We start from the raw sequence: 17,190 nt of genomic DNA on the forward strand, positions 1-17,190 counted from the left end.
CCGCGGGCTTTATCGATGATCTCGATGTACTCAGGGGCATTGCGCTGGTCGGCAATCTGCTCGACGAAGGTCTTGCCGTGCTCGTCCTTGCCATCCAGGTCCAGGCCAGCTTCGACGAAGAAGCCTACAAAGCGCTCAAAGTCGTCCACGCGCAGGCCGCGGTAGGCCTTGACCAGCTTGTGCAGCGACGGCGAAGTCACACCATCGGCCGGCTCGAACTGAAGGAACGACTTGATGTAGTCGTCGCTGATTTCGTCACCGATTACCTGTTTCTTGTCTTTACGCATTGCCGACTCCAACTGGACCATCACGGAATTTCGAAGGCCGGCAGTTTACCCCCCGCAGGCTTCGCGCCTCAACGCGTACGTACCGTCCCGGTGTGCAGGTCGGCCCAGATATGGCCGTTGCCGTAAGTCAGAAACTGCACGTACAGGGTTTCGTTACGCAGCAGGTCCATGACCACCCGGTAGTTGCTGACCGGGTAATTCAGGCTCAAGGTGCGGGTTTTAGCGTCATACACAGGCTTTTTCAGGCTTTTGGCCGCTTCACCATCGAACGTCAGCAGCACCTGGGCAATGGTCGCGCCCTTGCTCAGCGGCTTGCCCTTCAGGCGCACCTGCAACGACGATGTGATCGGGATCGGCTGCTGATCGGACTGGCGCTGGGCCCCTACGACCACCGAATAGTCAGTCACTTGCAGCAATTGCTGGCTGGTCGGCGCTTCCTGGCGCAGGGACTGGTCATCCGGTGGCAGGAACTGACTGTGCAGCGGTGCGGCAGCGAGCGGCAGGCTGACCGCCAGCAGGAGGGGAAGAATCGCACGCATGTGAGGCTCCTTGTATGAAGGAGCACTCTAGCATGCCGGGTACAGCCGATATCAATCGAACTGCGCGCGCATCCAGGCCTGGTAATCGGCCACGCCGGCTTCACCCTCGCGCGGCGCCCAGTGTGCGTGCTCGCCCTCGCCCACTGGTCGGTATGGCCCAGCCTTGCACTCGAACAGGATGCTGTCGGGCTCAAGCACCACCAAGCCATGGTAGGTACCAGGCGCCAGATCCACACCCAGACAGTCGCCACCGGCCTGCAGCACCCGCTTGTCAGTCACCGCGCCTTGCTCATCGAAGATCAGCAGGCCAAAGCACCCCTTGAGCGCTATCAAGGTTTCAGCCTTGTCGGCGCTCACATGGCGATGCGGCGGAATGTAGGTGCTCGGTTGCAGCCCGACCGCCATGCGGTGGCAGGGCTCTTCCATAGCGTGAAAGTTATGGTGCTGCCGCCCGCGCGGATTGGCAGCGGCCTTTTCGGCCAGCCCGGCGAACAGCGATTGGTCGATGAACGCAGGCTGGCGCACGGTTACAGCCCCTTTACGGCGAAGATGCCGTTAGCGTTGCGCCAGTACCCTTTGTAGTCCATGCCGTAACCGAAGATATAGCGATCGACACAAGGCAGGCCCACATAGTTGGCCTTGAGGTCAGGGCTTGCCTTGCGGTCGTGATCCTTGTCGATCAGCACAGCGGTGTACACCGAGCGGGCGCCGGCATGCTTGCAAAACTCGATGATGGCGCTGAGGGTGTGGCCTTCGTCGAGGATATCGTCAACGATCAACACGTCACGGTCTATGAAGGACACTTCCGGCTTGGCCTTCCAGAAAAGCTCGCCGCCGCTGGTCTGGTTGCGGTAGCGGGTAGCGTGCAGGTAGGAGGCTTCCAGCGGGAACTGCAGGTGGGTCAGCAGTTTGCCGGAGAAGATCAGGCCGCCGTTCATCACGCAGAACACAACCGGGTTCTTGTCGTGCAGGTCCTTGCAGATCTGCTCGCCGACTTTGGCGATGGCCGCTTCGACTTCGGCTTCGGTGTACAGGCAGTCAGCTTCACGCATGACTTGACGGATATGCTCGAGATCGGCGGACATGGCGCTCTCCGGGGGGGCATTTTGGAAAAGCGGGCAAAGGTACGCATCCGCTCGTCACAGATCAAGCATTTATGGACTAACGTCCAGAATGACCAGACGACAGCACAGGCTGAATAGATTAATCTAGCGCGGTTTTTTTGCCCGCCTTTCGGAGCCCTCCCCTATGCCCACTCGTGAGATCCGCCATCCGCTGATCCGCCACAAGCTTGGCCTGATGCGCCGTGCCGATATCAGCACCAAGAATTTTCGCGAACTCGCCCAGGAAGTCGGCGCGCTCCTGACGTATGAAGCCACCCAGGACCTGCCCCTCGAAACCTACGAGATCGACGGCTGGTGTGGCAAGGTCTCGGTTGAAAAAATCGCCGGCAAGAAGATCACCGTAGTACCGATCCTGCGCGCCGGCATCGGCATGCTCGACGGCGTGCTCAGCCTGATCCCGGGTGCCAAGGTCAGCGCCGTCGGCGTTGCCCGAAACGAAGAAACCCTCGAAGCCCACACCTACCTGGAAAAGCTCGCGCCGGACATCAACCAGCGCCTGGCCCTGATCATCGACCCGATGCTGGCCACCGGCGGCTCGATGGTTGCCACCATCGACCTGCTGAAAAAGGCCGGCTGCAAAGAGATTCGCGCCATGGTGCTGGTCGCCGCGCCAGAAGGCATCGAGGTGGTAGAAAAAGCCCACCCGGACGTGAAGATCTACACCGCCTCGATCGACCAGCGCCTGAACGAGCACGGCTACATCGTGCCAGGCCTGGGTGATGCCGGTGACAAGATCTTCGGCACCAAGCAAAAGGACGCCTGACCATGCAGGACGGCTTCAACGACCCGCTCTGGCGCCAGGTCGTTTCGGGCGCGCAGATGCTCTTCGTGGCATTCGGCGCGCTGGTGCTGATGCCCCTGATCACCGGCCTCGACCCGAACGTCGCGCTGTTCACCGCCGGCATCGGCACCCTGCTATTCCAGCTGGTCACCGGACGTCAGGTACCGGTGTTCCTGGCCTCGAGCTTTGCCTTCATCACGCCGATCATCCTCGCCAAAGGCCAGTTCGGCCTGGCCGAGACCATGGGCGGCGTAATGGCTGCTGGCTTCGTGTACACCTTCATGGGCCTGATGGTAAAAATCAACGGCACCGGTTTCATCGACCGCATGCTACCGCCGGTGGTGATCGGCCCGGTGATCATCTCCATCGGCCTGGCCATGGCACCGATCGCCGCCAACATGGCGATGGGCAAAGGTGGGGATGGTACAGCGCTGATGCCGTACAAGACGGCCATGCTGATCTCGATGCCAGCGCTGCTGACAACCTTGATCGTTGCCGTATTCGGCAAGGGCATTTTCCGCCTGGTGCCCATCATCTCCGGCGTGCTGGTGGGCTTTGCCCTGTCGTTCGCCTTTGGCGTGGTCGACACCGCCAGGATCGCTGCCGCACCGTGGCTGGAAATCCCCAATTTCACCGCCCCTGCGTTCAACTGGCAGGCCATTCTGTTCATCGTCCCGGTTGCGCTGGCGCCGGCGATCGAGCATATCGGCGGGGTGATTGCAGTGGGCAGCGTGACCGGCCGTGACTACCTGAAGAAGCCTGGCCTGCACCGGACGTTGCTGGGCGACGGCCTGGCGACTACTGCAGCCGGCCTGTTCGGCGGCCCGCCCAACACCACCTATGCCGAAGTGACCGGCGCGGTGATGCTGACCAAGAACTACAACCCGAAGATCATGACCTGGGCGGCGGTCTTCGCCATTACCCTGGCGTTCATCGGCAAGTTCGGCGCGCTGCTGCAGAGCATCCCGGTGCCGGTGATGGGCGGCATTCTGTGCCTGCTGTTCGGCTCGATTGCAGCGGTGGGCATGAACACCATGATCCGCCACAAGATTGACCTGGGCGAAGCACGCAACCTGGTGATCGTCTCGGTGACACTGGTGTTCGGTATCGGCGGCGTGCTGATCGGCAGCGGTGACGGCCCGGATGACTGGGGCCTGAAGGGCATCGCCCTGTGCGCCATTGTGGCTATTGCGCTGAACCTGATTCTGCCGGGTAATGACAGCTGGAAGCACAAGAAGCTGGATGTATAAACGGTCGGTAGGGGCCGCAAGGCGGCCCCTTCGATTCAGGCCTTTTCACTCATATCAGCCAACACCCTCACCCACTCCGGGTGATCATTCAGGCACGGCACCAGCACCAGCTCCCGGCCACCCGCCTCGACAAACTGCTCGCTGCCACGCATGCCTATCTCTTCCAGCGTCTCGATGCAATCCGCCACAAATGCCGGGCACATCACCAGCAGCTTCTTCACACCGGCCTTGGCCAGTTCATCCAACCGCGTCTCGGTGTAGGGTTCGATCCACTTGTCCCGGCCCAGCCGCGACTGGAACGATACCGACCACTTGCCATCAGGTATGCCCATGCTCTGCGCAAAGGCTTTGGCCGTGGCCAGGCATTGCCCGCGATAGCAAACCGAACGTACTTCGGCGGTTGCACCGTGGCAGCAATCGGCAGCGCGCAGGTCGTGCTTGACCCCTTTCGGAAACAGCTTTTTCAGGTGCCGTTCCGGCAAACCATGGAAGCTCAGCAGCAGGTGGTCGTAACCCTGCTCCAGGTACGGCTGGGCGCTGGCTGCCAGCGCCTCGATGTACGCCGGATGCTCGTAGAACGGCTGCAGCACACGCATCTGCAACGGCAACTGGCGCTCGCTGACGGTCTGTTTTGCCAGCTCGACCACCGTGGTCACCGTGCTGTCGGCGAACTGTGGATAAAGCGGCGCCAAAGTCACCTTGCGCACACCTTGGGCGGCCAGCCGCTCCAACACATCAGGCAACGCTGGCTGGCCGTAGCGCATGGCAATTTCCACTGGGCCATGGGGCCAGTGCTCGACCATCGCTGCCTGCAGGCGACGGGTCAGCACAACCAGAGGCGAGCCCTCCTCCCACCAGATCGAAGCGTAGGCGTGTGCCGACTGCTCAGGGCGCTTGATCAGGATCAGCGACACCAGCAAGCGCCGCACCGGCCACGGCAGGTCGACCACGTACGGGTCCATGAGGAACTGGTTGAGGTAACGGCGCACATCGGCCACCGAGGTGGAGGCCGGGGAACCCAGGTTGACCAGCAGCAGGGCGTGATCGGTCATGCAGCGTCCTATGTCAGAGGCCACTGGACAGGTTGTCCAGCGCCGATTGCAGATCGTTGAAACGGAAGGTGAAGCCTGCTTCCAGCAAGCGTACCGGGCGCGCCCGCTGGCCTCCCAGCAGCAAGGTCGACATCTCGCCAAGCCCGGCCTTGAGCAGCAATGCCGGCACTGGCAACAGCGCCGGCCGATGCAGGGCTCGGCCCAGTCGCCTGGCAAACTCACGGTTGCGTACAGGCTCCGGCGCGCAGGCATTATAAGGACCGCTGGCATCCTTGCGCTGCAAGAGAAAATCAATCAGGGCGACCTGGTCGTCTATATGAACCCAGGGCATCCACTGCCGCCCGTCGCCCAAAGGCCCGCCCAGCCCCAGTTTGAAGGGCATGCGCAGGCGCGACAAAAAGCCGCCATCGCTGGCCAGCACCAGGCCAGTACGGACCAGTACCACGCGGATCCCCTGGGCTTGCGAACGCTGGGCGGTCTCTTCCCAGGCAATGCACAACTGGCTGGCGAAATCTTCACGCACCGGGGGTGAAGCCTCGGTCAGTTCGCGTTCGCCACCGTCTCCGTACCAACCTACCGCAGAGCCGGAGATCAGCACCTCCGGGCGCTGCTCACGGGTGCCCAACCACGCCAGCAATTGCTCGGTAAGGGTGACACGGCTGGCCCACAGCACGTTGCGCCGGGCGGCCGTCCAGGGCCTGTCGGCAATCGGCGCACCAGCAAGGTTGACCACCGCATCAAGATGATCGTCGGCCTCCAGCTGCTCCAGGCGCGCGATACCACGCACCCCGCTACCACAGATTTTTGCCACCTGTTCAGGACGCCTGCTCCAAACCGTAAGCCGATGCCCTTGGCCCAGCCAGTACTGGCACAGATGCTTGCCAATCAAACCGGTGCCACCTGTCAGCAATATATGCATGGCTGTGTCCTCGCAGAATGCATCGGTGGTCTATTTTTAACAGCAAGGCACTTTTTTGACCCGACGCTCTCGGATAAACATAGGCCAACCTGCCCGCCAACACGGAATAACCTTATACAGAATTTTTGCATTGTACAGGTTTGCCTGACAGCGTAGTCTGCTCACAGCAAGGTTTGAAGAGGCCATCATGACAATACCTATCGCCATCATCGGGGCCGGCATCGCCGGTTTGTCAGCCGCCCAGGCTTTGCAAAAGGCCGGGCAATCCGTGCACTTGTTCGACAAAGGCCACGGCAGTGGCGGGCGCATGGCCAGCAAGCGCAGCGAAGCCGGCGCGCTCGACCTGGGCGCACAGTACTTCACTGCACGTGACCGACGCTTTGTCGATCAGGTGCAGCAATGGGTGGCCGCCGGCTGGGCCGAACAATGGAAACCTCAACTGTATAACTACCGTGACGGCGAACTCACCCCTTCCCCTGACGAGCAGACGCGCTGGGTAGGCGTGCCACGCATGAGCGCCATTACCCGCGGCTTGCTCAAGGACGTCACGGTCAACTTCGGCTGCCGCATAGCGGAAGTGTTTCGCGGCAAGCAGTACTGGCACCTGCAAGACACCGAAGGTTGCAGCCACGGCCCCTACAGCCGTGTGGTCATCGCCGTCCCGGCTCCGCAGGCCACGCCACTTCTGGCCGCCACACCGAAGCTGGCTGCCGTTGCCGCTGGCGTGCAAATGGAACCTACCTGGGCCGTCGCCCTCGCCTTCCAGGCACCGCTGGATACGCCAATGCAAGGCTGCTTCGTGCAGGACAACCCGCTGGACTGGCTGGCCCGCAATCGCAGCAAGCCCGGCCGCGACGAGCACCTGGACACCTGGGTACTGCACGCGACCTCAGACTGGAGCCGGCAACACATCGACCTGCCCAAGGAAGAAGTGATCGAACAGTTGTGGGGTGAATTCGCCGAACTGGTCGGCTGCGTGGTACCGCCGCCCACCTTCTCCCTGGCTCACCGCTGGCTCTATGCCCGCCCCAGTAGCAACCATGAGTGGGGCGCACTGGCCGATGCCGACCAGGGCTTGTACGCCTGTGGGGACTGGTGCCTGTCCGGCCGCGTCGAGGGCGCATGGCTCAGTGGCCAGGAAGCGGCGCGGCGCTTGCTCGAACACCTTGAGTGATGCCGAACTATACAAAAATACTAGTTTGCATAACTTCAGCGCTGTGCTGAAATAAACCTGTACAAGTTTCGAGTCACGTACAGGTTTATTTTCGGAGGCAGCCATGCACGACCCTTCCGCCCACCGCAAGCCGCGTATCGCCATCAGCGCCTGCCTGACCGGGCACAGCGTGCGCTACAACGGCGGCCACAAGGCCTCCGACCTGTGCCGTAAACAGCTGGAACAGCACTTCGACTGGCTACCTGTGTGTCCGGAAGTGGCAATCGGCCTGGGTGTTCCGCGCGACCCGATTCGCCTGGTCGGCAACCCCGAGCAACCCGAAGTGGTCGGCACCCGCGACCCCGGCAAGGACCTGACCGACCCGCTGCGCACCTATGGCGAGCAGATGGCCAACGAACTCGACGACATCTGCGGCTACATCTTCATGCAGAAGTCACCTTCTTGCGGCCTGGAACGGGTAAAGGTTTATCAGGACAATGGCCACCCGGCCGTGCATGGTGGGCGCGGCGTCTATGCCCAGGCTTTCTGTGCATTGCGCCCGGACCTGCCAGTAGAGGAAGAAGGCCGCCTGCATGACCCCGTGCTGCGCGAGAACTTCATAAGCCGCGTTTACGCCTACGCCGACTGGCAGCGCCTGCTGGCCGAGGGCCTGAACCGTGGCGCGCTGGTACGCTTTCATTCGCGCTACAAGTATTTGCTGATGGCCAATAACCCCCAGGCCTATCGCACCCTCGGCCGCCTGCTTGGCAGCATGAGCAAGGCTGATGAACCACAGAGCATCGGCCCGCGCTATTTCAGCCAGCTGATGCAAGCCCTGCGCCGCTGCGCGAGCCGCGGCACCCACAGTAACGTGCTGCAGCACCTGAGCGGTTACTTCAAGGATGCCCTGACGCAGCAGGACAAGGCCGAGTTGCAGGCAGTCATCGGCCAATACCAACAAGGCGTGGTACCACTGGTAGTGCCACTGACCTTGCTCAAACACCATTTGCGCAAGCACCCAGACCCCTACCTGCAGCAACAAGCCTACCTGCAGCCGCACCCCGAGAGCCTGGGTTTGCGCAATGCGGTCTGAGGACTTGCTGCCCATCGGCGAACTTGCCCGTCGCACCGGCGTAAACCCGGTCACCCTGCGCGCCTGGGAGCGCCGGTATGGGTTGCTCAAGCCACAGCGCACCGCCAAGGGGCATCGCCTGTACCCACTTGAGCAGGTCGAACGCGTCGAGGCGGTCCTGGCCTGGCTGCAGCGTGGCGCGTCGGTCGGCCAAGTCCGCGAGTTGCTCGACAAACCCGCCAGCACCCCACCGAAGGGGGACTGGCAAGCCAGGCAATTCCAGCTGATCGAAGCCATCGCCGGCCTTTCACAGCGCGCCCTCGACCAGCAACTTAACCAGGCCATGGCGCTGTACCCGGCAGTCACCCTGTGCGAACAACTGCTGCTGCCGCTGCTCGACATGCTCGACCAGCGCTGGCGCAATTACTTCAATGCTCGGCTGGAGCAGGTGTTTTTCCACAGCTGGCTGCGCAGCAAGCTCGGTGCCCGCGTGTACCACGACAACCAGCTGCTGCAAGGGCCCGCCGTGCTGCTGGCCGAAGACAGCGAACGCACCTTCAGCCCAGACTTATGGTTGTGCGCCTGGCTGCTCACCAGCAATGGCTTCCCGGTCGAGGTGCTCGAGCAGCCCGTCGCAGGCCCGCAATTGCTAAGCGCCGTCAACGCGCTCAAACCACGCGCCTTACTCCTGCACTTGGGCCCACGCATCGACGACAAGGCGTTGCTACGCACCCTGCAAGGCTTACCAATCCCCAAGCTGTTGGGTGGTGCCACGCTGGCGCTGCATGAAGCCCGCGTGAAGGCTTTTGAGCTACCCGACCTTTTCCTGTTCGACACCCCGCAGGCGGCATTGCGCGTGCTTCAAGCCCATGATCGACAGCCTGTAGAGATAAATGCCCCATGCACCTGACCTGGCTGCGCAGCGACCTGCGTATCGATGACAACACTGCACTCAGCGCCTCCACCGAGCGCGGCCCGACCATCGCCCTGTGGCTGGTCAGCCCCGGACAATGGCAAGCCCATGACGATGCCGCCTGCAAAGTCGACTTCTGGCTGCGTAACCTGCATGACCTGCGCCAATCACTGGAAAAGCTGAACATCCCCCTGCTGATCCGCACAATCGATACCTGGGACCAGGCGCCACAGGCGGTGCTCGATGTCTGTCGCCAACATCAGGTGCAAAGCGTGCACTGGAACGAGGAGTACGGCATCAATGAGCAGCGCCGGGATGATGCCACCCGGGCACTGCTGGAAAAGTCGGCCATCCAGGCGCACAGCTACCTCGACCAGCTGTTCTTCCGTCCGGGCACCGTACTCACTCGCAGTGGCGATTACTTCCAGGTGTTCAGCCAGTTCAAGAAAACCTGCCTGGAGCATCTGCACCGCAGCCTGCCGGCCCTGGCAGGGCGGGTGAAGCGCCAGGCCCCGCTGAACATCGGCAGCGACCCAATCCCGCAACATGTAGAGGGGTTCGGAAAAACCACGCCCGCACTGCGCGACCACTGGCCAGCCGGTGAAGCTGAGGCACAGTCCCGCCTGTCACGCTTCCTGGACGAAACCATCGACGACTACCACCACTTGCGCGACTTACCTGCCAAGCCTGGTACCAGCCAGCTTTCCCCCTACCTGGCCGCCGGCGTGATTTCGCCCCGCCAATGCTTGCACGGTGCACTGGCCAGCAACCGGGGCGAGTTCGACAGTGGCAGCATGGGCGTGCAGACCTGGATAAACGAGCTACTCTGGCGGGAGTTCTACAAGCACATCCTGAGCGGTTATCCACAGGTCTCGCGCCACCGCGCCTTCCGCGCCCAGACCGAAGCCTTGCCCTGGCGTGACGCCCCGGCAGACCTGGAGGCCTGGGAGCAGGGCCGCACCGGTTTCCCGATCATCGATGCCGCCATGCGCCAGTTGCTGCACACCGGGTGGATGCACAACCGCTTGCGCATGATCGTGGCCATGTTCCTCAGCAAGAACCTGCTGATTGACTGGCGCAAGGGCGAGCGACACTTCATGCGAAACCTGATAGACGGCGATCTGGCCGCCAACAACGGGGGTTGGCAGTGGAGTGCGTCCACCGGCACCGATGCGGTGCCCTATTTCCGTATCTTCAACCCGGTTTCGCAGTCGCAGCGCTTCGATCCTCAGGGGCATTTCATTCGCCACTGGGTACCAGAACTACAAGCACTCGATGAAAAAGCCATCCATCAGCCCATTAAATCGACGGACCTTTTCGGTAATACTTCTTACCTTAGTCCAATCGTAGATCTCAGCAGCAGTCGCCAGCGGGCCCTGGAAGCGTTCAAAGGGCTGCCACGCCGGCAGAATTAGGGGATAACGTGTTGATTAACTCACGCAGTTTCTGGGTTACGGGCGCAAGCAACGGACTTGGTTTGGCTTTGGTGGAGCGGATGCTCGATGAAGGACATCGCGTTGCCGCGAGTGGCAAGGATAGCGATGCTCTGGATGATTTGGGGACACGCTACGGCAGCCAATTGTTGCGGTTGCCGTGGCAGTTGCATGAAGAACAACACGTCAGCCATGCGTGCCAACAAATTTGCCATGCCTGGTGTTCGCTGGACGGGCTGATCCTCAACACCGGCACCACCGATTACCTGCCAGACAATGCCAGTGACAGTGAGCTGATCGAAGCGATCGTCACTACCAACCAGCTGGCCGCAGAGCATTGCCTGAGCAAAGCGCTGCCGTTGCTGGAAAAGGGTCGGTCGCCGCAGGTGATGGCGCTTTTCAACCGCTATTCGGCGTTGCAGCTGTTTGCACCGACACAGGTGACTGCGGGCTGGAACAATTTGCCGCAATGGATGCGTGAGCAACGCAAGGCCCTTGAGGACCAAGGGGTAGCACTGACCATTGTAGGGCCACAATCGTTGAAGGTTACGCTAACGTCGGCACAGGCGATACCGGAGGCGTGGACGCCCGGCAGTGCCGCAGAGGAGTTGCTGCGGCGTTGGCCTCAGAGAGAACCCGAACTGATCCTGGAGACGCTGGACCTCAGTAGCCTGTGGCCGCTGGCGCGTTAACACCTGAAATCAGCATTACCGTCTTCGCGGGGAAGCCCGCTCCTGCAAATTACCCAGACCTTGAGTGCTGTGGTATGCCGGCAGGAGCGGGCATTGCCCGCGAAGTGGCGAATGCAGGCGAACTCAGAGCGCCATTCTGTAATGCAGGCTGTAGCTTTCTACACCATCATTGGGCTCTTTGATGCCCGCGTTGGAATAGTGAATCGCCCGCACCCCAATCTCATGCCCGCCGGCAAAGCGCAAACCAAAGCCGATGCGGTCCTCAAACTGGAAAGCCGAACCCAGCTCGTTGCTTTCCAGCTCGGTGCTGGAGAACGCCGCTACCCCTATCCCGGCTTCGATGTAAGGCTTCACCGACTCCCCGGCAAATTCATAGACGAACACGGGCGCGAAGGACAGGCTGTGATTGCTTGCGGTCTCGTCGCCATCCCAGTAGGTGTAGGCCCCATCCCAATAGCCGGTCAGCCGACCAACGCTGGTCTGCCACCAACTCGCATCCCAATTCGATTGCAGCCCTAGCCGGTAAACCATTGTCGAATCGCCGGTCTGCCCCACCGAAAACGAAACATCGGCAGCTTGTGCCGACATCGCTTGCCCCAAAACAAAGGCAGCAGCCGCTGCCAAGCCGAGCAGTTTCCTCATAAGAAACATCCTTCTTTCTGATGCTGTTGTTAGTGTCCGCCTCATCTCAGGCAAAGCGGTAGAAAGCAGAAGTGGAACGATAGTTCAGCCTTTTTTCACGTTTTTTTCACAACGCAAAGCTTTGCACATCGTCAGACTTATGCCACAGCACAGGTAGGATTTTTCTTAAGGCTTCTGGGTCAGCGCTTGTCCAGAAGCGTGCAGCGCCGGCCGGGCCTTCGGCCAAGAGATCATTGGCACCCAGCAGCCGTCGCAACTGACGCGCCACGGCCGCGCCGGTGTCGATGATGGCCACGTCATTCGGCACCATGCCGGCCAGCAATGGGCGAAGGAAAGGGTAATGGGTGCAGCCGAGGATCAGCGTATCGCAACCTGCTGCCAGCAGCGGCTGCACGTAACCTTGCAGCATCTGGCGCAACGCCGGACTTGCAAGGTCACCGGTTTCGATCAGTTCGACCAGCCCCGGGCAAGGCTGGGTAATAACCTGTACGTCGTTGGCGAAGCGGTCGAGCAAGGCTGCGAACTTGGCACTCTGCAGGGTACCGGTGGTGGCCAGCACACCGACCACGCCCGAGCGGGTGGCTGCCGCTGCAGGCTTGACGGCCGGTTCCATGCCCACCAACGGCCAGGTCGGATACAACTCGCGCAGGTCGGCCACTGCAGCCACCGTGGCGGTGTTGCAGGCCAACACCATGGCCTTTGCGCCTTGTTCATGGAAGAACCCGGCAATGTGCCGGCAGCGCTCGCGGATATAGTCCGGCGACTTCTCACCGTAGGGTATATGCCCGCAATCGCCCACATACAGCAACGTTTCGTTGGGCAGCAGGCGCTGGATCTCGGCCAGCACCGACAAACCGCCAACCCCCGAGTCCATGACGCCGATCGGCGCCGAGCGCTCAGCCATCGCGCTTACCACAGACCGTGCAAGCCGGGTCGCGCTTGACACGAAGCTCGCGGATACGGGTGCCGAGGGCATCGATCAACAGCAAGCGGCCGACCAACGGCTCACCGAAGCCAGCCAGCAACTTCATTGCCTCCAGCGCCTGCAGGCTACCCACCAGCCCCACCAGTGGGCCAATGACGCCAGCTTCGCTGCAGGTCAGTTCGGCTTCGCTACCATGCCCGTACAGGCAGTGGTAGCACGGGCTGTAGTCGCGCCGCGGGTCGAACACCGACAGTTGGCCTTCCAGACGGATTGCCGCTCCGCTGACCAGCGGCTTGCCGGCGGCGACACAGGCAGCGTTGACCGCCTCGCGGGTAGAGAAATTGTCGGAGCAGTCCAGTACCAGGTCGACTGCCGACACCGCAGCCGCCAGCGAGTCCTCGTCCAGTGCCTGGCGGTGAGCAACCAGGCTGACTTCCGGGTTGATTGCCTGCAAGCGCTGCAAGGCCGAGTCGACCTTGCTCATGCCGACGCTGGCACTGTCGTGGATAACCTGGCGTTGCAGGTTGGTCAGGTCGACGGTGTCGAAGTCGGCCAGGTGCAGCTCACCCACGCCAGCGGCGGCCAGGTACAGGGCGACTGGCGAGCCCAGGCCACCCAGCCCGATGATCAGCGCTTTGCTCTGTTTGAGCCGCAGCTGGCCATCGATGTCGATCTGGGACAGCAGCACCTGGCGGCTGTAACGCAGCAGTTCCTGATCACTCAGCATGGCAGTCGCCCCAGGGTAATGCGTTCATGGCCGCCCAGGTCCGTGCGGCTGGCCACCTCGATAAAGCCATGTTCAGCCAGCAGAGCACGTACCGCTGCCGCCTGATCGTAGCCATGTTCCAGCAGCAGCCAACCACCTGGCAACAAGTGCGCGGGGGCCTGGGCGGCGATCACGCGAAGGTCGTCCAGGCCATCGGCACCGGCCACCAGGGCACTGCTGGGTTCGAAGCGCACGTCGCCGGCCACCAGGTGCGGGTCTTCAGCGGCGATGTAGGGCGGGTTGCTGACAATGAGGTCGAAACGCTCCCCGGTCAGGCTGTCGAACCAGTGGCTTACCCGTACCCGAGCGTTGGCCAGGCCTAACCGCTGGCGGTTGCGCTCGGCGAGGGCAGCAGCCTCCTCTACCCGGTCAACCGCTGTCACCTGCCAGGCCGGGCGCTCGCTAGCCAGTGCCAGAGCGATGGCCCCCGTACCCGTACCCAGGTCGAGAACCTTGGCTGGCGAAGCGGGTTGCAGTTCAAGCGCCGTCTCGACCAGCAGTTCGGTATCCGGCCGCGGGATCAGGGTATGCGGCGCAACCTCCAGGTCGATCTTCCAGAAGCCCTGCAGCCCAAGGATATAGGCCACTGGCTCGCCGCCACGGCGGCGCTGCAGGTAGCCGGCATAGGTCTCGGCATCTTCGCTGCTGACGATACGCTCGGGCCAGGTATGCAAGTAGCTGCGCGATTTACCGATGGCCGCAGCCAGCAGCAGTTCGGCATCCAGGCGCTCAGTGGGCGATTCAGGCAACTGCGCGTTGCGCAACAGGCTGGCGATGACAGTCATCAGTCCCCCAAGGCGGCCAGTTGATCGGCCTGGTATTCGGCCAGCAGCGGTTCGATCACCGCGTCTACGCCACCGCTGAGAATGTCGTCCAGCGAATACAAGGTCAGGTTGATGCGGTGATCGGTCACCCGCCCCTGTGGATAATTGTAGGTGCGGATGCGCTCGGAGCGGTCACCGGACCCCACCAGCAGCTTGCGCTCACTGGCAATGGCGTTCTGCGCGGCACTGGTCTGCATGTCGTTCAGCTTGGCCGACAGCCAGGACATGGCGCGAGCACGGTTCTTGTGCTGCGAGCGCTCCTCCTGGCATTCGACCACGATACCGGTGGGCAAGTGGGTGATACGGATCGCCGAATCGGTCTTGTTGACGTGCTGGCCGCCGGCACCGGAGGCACGGTAGGTGTCCACGCGCAAGTCGGCCGGGTTGATTTCGATGGCGGCTTGCTCGTCCGGCTCGGGGAGCACCGCCACCGTGCACGCGGAAGTGTGGACACGGCCTTGGGATTCGGTCTCGGGCACACGCTGAACCCGGTGTGCACCGGACTCGAACTTGAGCTTGCCGTAGACATTCTCGCCCTCGACGCGGGCAATGATTTCCTTGTAGCCGCCGTGCTCGCCTTCGTTCTCGGACAAGATTTCCAGGCGCCAGCCGCGCTTTTCGGCGTAGCGCGAATACATGCGGAACAGGTCACCAGAGAAGATGGCTGCCTCGTCGCCACCCGTACCGGCGCGGATTTCGAGAAACACGTTGCGACCGTCGTTGGGGTCTTTGGGCAGCAGCATGCGCTGCAGCTGCGCCTCCAGCGTCAGCAGTTGCTCCTTGGCTTCACGCACCTCTTCCACGGCCATTTCACGCAGGTCCGGGTCACTGTCCTTGAGCAGCGCCTGGGCACCTTCGAGGTCGTCCTGGACTTTGCGCCACTCTTTATAAGCAGCGTAGACCGGCTCTACCTCGGCATACTCGCGGGAGTAGGCGCGAAAACGCGTCTGGTCGGAAATAACCTCGGCGTCACCGAGCAGGGCGGTGAGTTCTTCGAAACGGTCCTGGAGGATTTCCAGTTTGTTCAGCAGCGACGCTTTCATTGCGGGGATTTGTCCGTGGAGCCCTCGTTGAGGGCAAAGAGTTCCTGGGCCATGGCCAGCGCATCAAGGCGGCCCTCGGCCGAGAGCTTTTTCAGCTGCACGCTGGGCGCATGCAGGAGTTTGTTGGTCAGGCCCCGGGCCAGCTGGGCCAGCACGTCTTCGGGGTTGCCGCCATTGGCCAGCAGGCGCAGGGCCTTTTGCAGTTCTTCGTCGCGAAGGCGCTCACTTTGCTGGCGATAGGCCCTGAGCACGTCCACTGCCGCCAGTTCGCGCAGGCGCAGCATGAAGTCTTCGGCGCCCACGGATACCAGCTCTTCGGCCGCCTGAGCCGCCCCCTGGCGGCTCTTGAGGTTTTCTGCCACTACATCGTGCAGGTCGTCGACGGTGTACAGGTAGACATCGTCCAGCTCGCCTACTTCGGTTTCGATATCGCGAGGTACAGCGATGTCGACCATGAAGATCGGCTTGTGTCGGCGCTGTTTCAGTGCGCTCTCGACCGCGCCCTTGCCCAGGATCGGCAACTGGCTGGCGGTGGAACTGATCACGATGTCACTGTTGGCCAGTTCCTGGGGGATGTCTGCCAGCAGCACGGCATGCGCACCGAACTGCTCGGCCAGGATGCTGGCGCGCTCCAGGGTGCGGTTGGCCACCACGATACGGCGTACGCCCTGCTCGTGCAGGTGGCGGGCGACCAGGGTGATGGTTTCGCCGGCACCGATCAGCAGGGCCTGGCTGCGGCCCAGGTCGGCGAAAATCTGCTTGGCCAGGCTGACCGCGGCAAACGCAACCGAAACCGGGTTTTCACCGATGGCCGTATCGGTACGCACCTGCTTGGCGGCGCTGAAGGTGGCCTGGAACAGGCGCCCAAGCAACGGCCCGACAGTACCGGCTTCGCGGGCCACGGCGTAGGCGGACTTCATCTGGCCCAGAATCTGAGGCTCGCCGAGAACCAGCGAGTCCAGGCCCGAGGCCACGCGCATCATGTGCTTCACGGCTTCGTGCTCTTCATGCACGTAGGCGCTGGCGCGCAGCTCGTCGAGGCTGAGGCGGTGATAGTCGGCCAGCCACTGCAGCACGGCGTCGGCGGACAGGTGGTCCTGCTCTATATAGAGCTCACTGCGGTTGCAGGTCGACAGGATCGCCGCCTCGCGGCTGGACGTCAGTCTGCAGAGCTGCTGCAGGGCGTCTACCAGCTGCTCTGGGGTAAACGCCACGCGCTCGCGTACGTCTACCGAGGCAGTCTTATGGTTGATACCAAGTGCAAGAAAGGCCATGCAAGGTCGCTGGTTGTGACGGGAAGCCGATAATTGTCCTCTTTCGCAGGTTTCAGGACAACCACCGTTCGCTATTGTGCTGATAGTCCTGCGGCTATCGCCGCTCGCGGGCCAGTATCAACGTTGATTTCAGGTTTCACTCCCGCTTTTGATCTGCTTCTGATCTTCGCGACTTCAGGAGGCCGAACGCAGTCCTTGCCAGTTAAAGGCTGTTACCTATGTGCGTGAACTGATTTGTAACCCATGTGGGTGAGCCATACCGGCGAAAAGGTGAGTCAGCGTCGCCATCGCAAATGGACGGTTCGCCGAGTCAAAACAGACGAGTTCGCTCCTTGCTTCTTGCTTCTTGCTTCTTGCTTCTTGGATGTGAGCATCCACATTAAATAGGTATTCATTCGCGAAGGTGGCGCGTAGTCACCTTTCCGCCCTTCCGGCGGGTTACTTTGGTCGTGGCCAAAGTAACCAAAGCCGTCAGCTCCCATCATCCGGCCCCTACGCTAC

Annotated in this window: 19 protein-coding genes; 7 read left to right on the plus strand and 12 right to left on the minus strand. The window is 61.9% G+C overall.

The genetic code is table 11. The annotated features are described in order from the left end of the window. The 4 genes from BJQ17_RS27630 to BJQ17_RS27645 form a co-directional block, all read right to left on the minus strand. Nucleotides 1-287 (minus strand): PA4642 family protein (locus BJQ17_RS27630; protein WP_003247360.1); only part of this gene is annotated, 287 nt, incomplete at its 3' end. 68 nt (nt 288-355) lie between these two features. Beyond that, entirely contained in the window at nt 356-826 is a 471-nt protein-coding gene (locus BJQ17_RS27635) for a hypothetical protein (protein ID WP_003247361.1), read from the minus strand. A gap of 51 nt (nt 827-877) precedes the next feature. Then, complete coding sequence (locus tag BJQ17_RS27640) at nt 878-1,351, minus strand: WbuC family cupin fold metalloprotein (RefSeq protein ID WP_003247362.1); 474 nt, start codon at nt 1,349-1,351, stop codon at nt 878-880. Nucleotides 1,352-1,353: 2 nt separating this feature from the next. After that, the gene (locus BJQ17_RS27645; protein WP_003247364.1) at nt 1,354-1,911 is read right to left on the minus strand and encodes a hypoxanthine-guanine phosphoribosyltransferase; all 558 of its coding nucleotides are present in this window, start codon (nt 1,909-1,911) and stop codon (nt 1,354-1,356) included. A gap of 163 nt (nt 1,912-2,074) precedes the next feature. Between BJQ17_RS27645 and upp the strand changes: the two genes are divergently transcribed. After that, complete coding sequence (gene upp, locus BJQ17_RS27650) at nt 2,075-2,713, plus strand: uracil phosphoribosyltransferase (RefSeq protein WP_003247366.1); 639 nt, start codon at nt 2,075-2,077, stop codon at nt 2,711-2,713. Between the two features lie 2 nt (nt 2,714-2,715). Next, nucleotides 2,716-3,981, plus strand: a complete 1,266-nt coding sequence (locus BJQ17_RS27655) for a uracil-xanthine permease family protein (RefSeq protein ID WP_070096898.1) — start codon at nt 2,716-2,718, stop codon at nt 3,979-3,981. Nucleotides 3,982-4,016: 35 nt separating this feature from the next. Here the strand turns inward: BJQ17_RS27655 and hemH are convergent, their stop codons facing one another. Both hemH and BJQ17_RS27665 read right to left on the minus strand, forming a co-directional pair. Then, a complete protein-coding gene (gene hemH, locus BJQ17_RS27660; RefSeq protein ID WP_070096899.1) occupies nt 4,017-5,033 on the minus strand; it encodes a ferrochelatase in 1,017 nt (338 codons plus the stop codon). Nucleotides 5,034-5,046: 13 nt separating this feature from the next. Continuing rightward, nucleotides 5,047-5,952 (minus strand): TIGR01777 family oxidoreductase, encoded by a 906-nt coding sequence (locus tag BJQ17_RS27665; RefSeq protein ID WP_003247373.1) that lies wholly within the window; start codon nt 5,950-5,952, stop codon nt 5,047-5,049. A 187-nt stretch (nt 5,953-6,139) separates the two neighbouring features. Between BJQ17_RS27665 and BJQ17_RS27670 the strand changes: the two genes are divergently transcribed. The 5 genes from BJQ17_RS27670 (at nt 6,140) to BJQ17_RS27690 (ending at nt 11,215) form a co-directional block, all read left to right on the plus strand. Beyond that, nucleotides 6,140-7,126 carry an NAD(P)/FAD-dependent oxidoreductase gene (locus BJQ17_RS27670; protein WP_014755328.1) on the plus strand — a complete coding sequence of 329 codons (987 nt, stop codon included), beginning with the start codon at nt 6,140-6,142 and terminating at the stop codon, nt 7,124-7,126. Nucleotides 7,127-7,229: 103 nt separating this feature from the next. After that, entirely contained in the window at nt 7,230-8,198 is a 969-nt protein-coding gene (locus BJQ17_RS27675) for a DUF523 and DUF1722 domain-containing protein (RefSeq protein WP_003247377.1), read from the plus strand. Beyond that, nucleotides 8,188-9,087 (plus strand): MerR family transcriptional regulator, encoded by a 900-nt coding sequence (locus tag BJQ17_RS27680; protein WP_070096900.1) that lies wholly within the window; start codon nt 8,188-8,190, stop codon nt 9,085-9,087. Before BJQ17_RS27675 ends, BJQ17_RS27680 begins: the two co-directional genes overlap by 11 nt. After that, nucleotides 9,078-10,505: a deoxyribodipyrimidine photo-lyase gene (gene phrB / locus BJQ17_RS27685; RefSeq protein WP_070096901.1), complete on the plus strand. Its 1,428-nt coding sequence runs from the start codon at nt 9,078-9,080 to the stop codon at nt 10,503-10,505. Before BJQ17_RS27680 ends, phrB begins: the two co-directional genes overlap by 10 nt. Before the next feature lie 11 nt (nt 10,506-10,516). Then, on the plus strand, nt 10,517-11,215 hold the full coding sequence (locus tag BJQ17_RS27690; RefSeq protein WP_070096902.1) for an SDR family oxidoreductase: 699 nt from the start codon (nt 10,517-10,519) through the stop codon (nt 11,213-11,215). Between the two features lie 123 nt (nt 11,216-11,338). Here BJQ17_RS27690 and BJQ17_RS27695 read toward each other — a convergent pair whose 3' ends face one another. The 6 genes from BJQ17_RS27695 to hemA all read right to left on the minus strand — a co-directional run bounded on the left by BJQ17_RS27695 (nt 11,339) and on the right by hemA (nt 16,689). Then, nucleotides 11,339-11,857 carry an acyloxyacyl hydrolase gene (locus tag BJQ17_RS27695; RefSeq protein WP_003247385.1) on the minus strand — a complete coding sequence of 173 codons (519 nt, stop codon included), beginning with the start codon at nt 11,855-11,857 and terminating at the stop codon, nt 11,339-11,341. Nucleotides 11,858-11,963: 106 nt separating this feature from the next. Next, entirely contained in the window at nt 11,964-12,761 is a 798-nt protein-coding gene (murI, locus tag BJQ17_RS27700; RefSeq protein WP_070096903.1) for a glutamate racemase, read from the minus strand. Continuing rightward, on the minus strand, nt 12,754-13,509 hold the full coding sequence (locus BJQ17_RS27705) for a molybdopterin-synthase adenylyltransferase MoeB (RefSeq protein WP_003247388.1): 756 nt from the start codon (nt 13,507-13,509) through the stop codon (nt 12,754-12,756). The genes murI and BJQ17_RS27705 overlap by 8 nt, the downstream gene beginning before the upstream one ends. Beyond that, nucleotides 13,503-14,333 carry a peptide chain release factor N(5)-glutamine methyltransferase gene (gene prmC / locus BJQ17_RS27710; RefSeq protein ID WP_014859520.1) on the minus strand — a complete coding sequence of 277 codons (831 nt, stop codon included), beginning with the start codon at nt 14,331-14,333 and terminating at the stop codon, nt 13,503-13,505. The genes BJQ17_RS27705 and prmC overlap by 7 nt, the downstream gene beginning before the upstream one ends. Next, a complete protein-coding gene (gene prfA, locus BJQ17_RS27715) occupies nt 14,333-15,415 on the minus strand; it encodes a peptide chain release factor 1 (RefSeq protein ID WP_003247392.1) in 1,083 nt (360 codons plus the stop codon). Before prfA ends, prmC begins: the two co-directional genes overlap by 1 nt. Continuing rightward, the gene (hemA, locus tag BJQ17_RS27720) at nt 15,412-16,689 is read right to left on the minus strand and encodes a glutamyl-tRNA reductase (protein ID WP_003247394.1); all 1,278 of its coding nucleotides are present in this window, start codon (nt 16,687-16,689) and stop codon (nt 15,412-15,414) included. Before hemA ends, prfA begins: the two co-directional genes overlap by 4 nt. Between the last annotated feature and the right edge of the window lie 501 nt (nt 16,690-17,190).

The sequence above is a fragment of the Pseudomonas sp. NBRC 111139 genome, from assembly GCF_001753955.1.
In the GTDB taxonomy this organism is placed as follows: Bacteria; Pseudomonadota; Gammaproteobacteria; order Pseudomonadales; family Pseudomonadaceae; genus Aquipseudomonas; species Aquipseudomonas alloputida.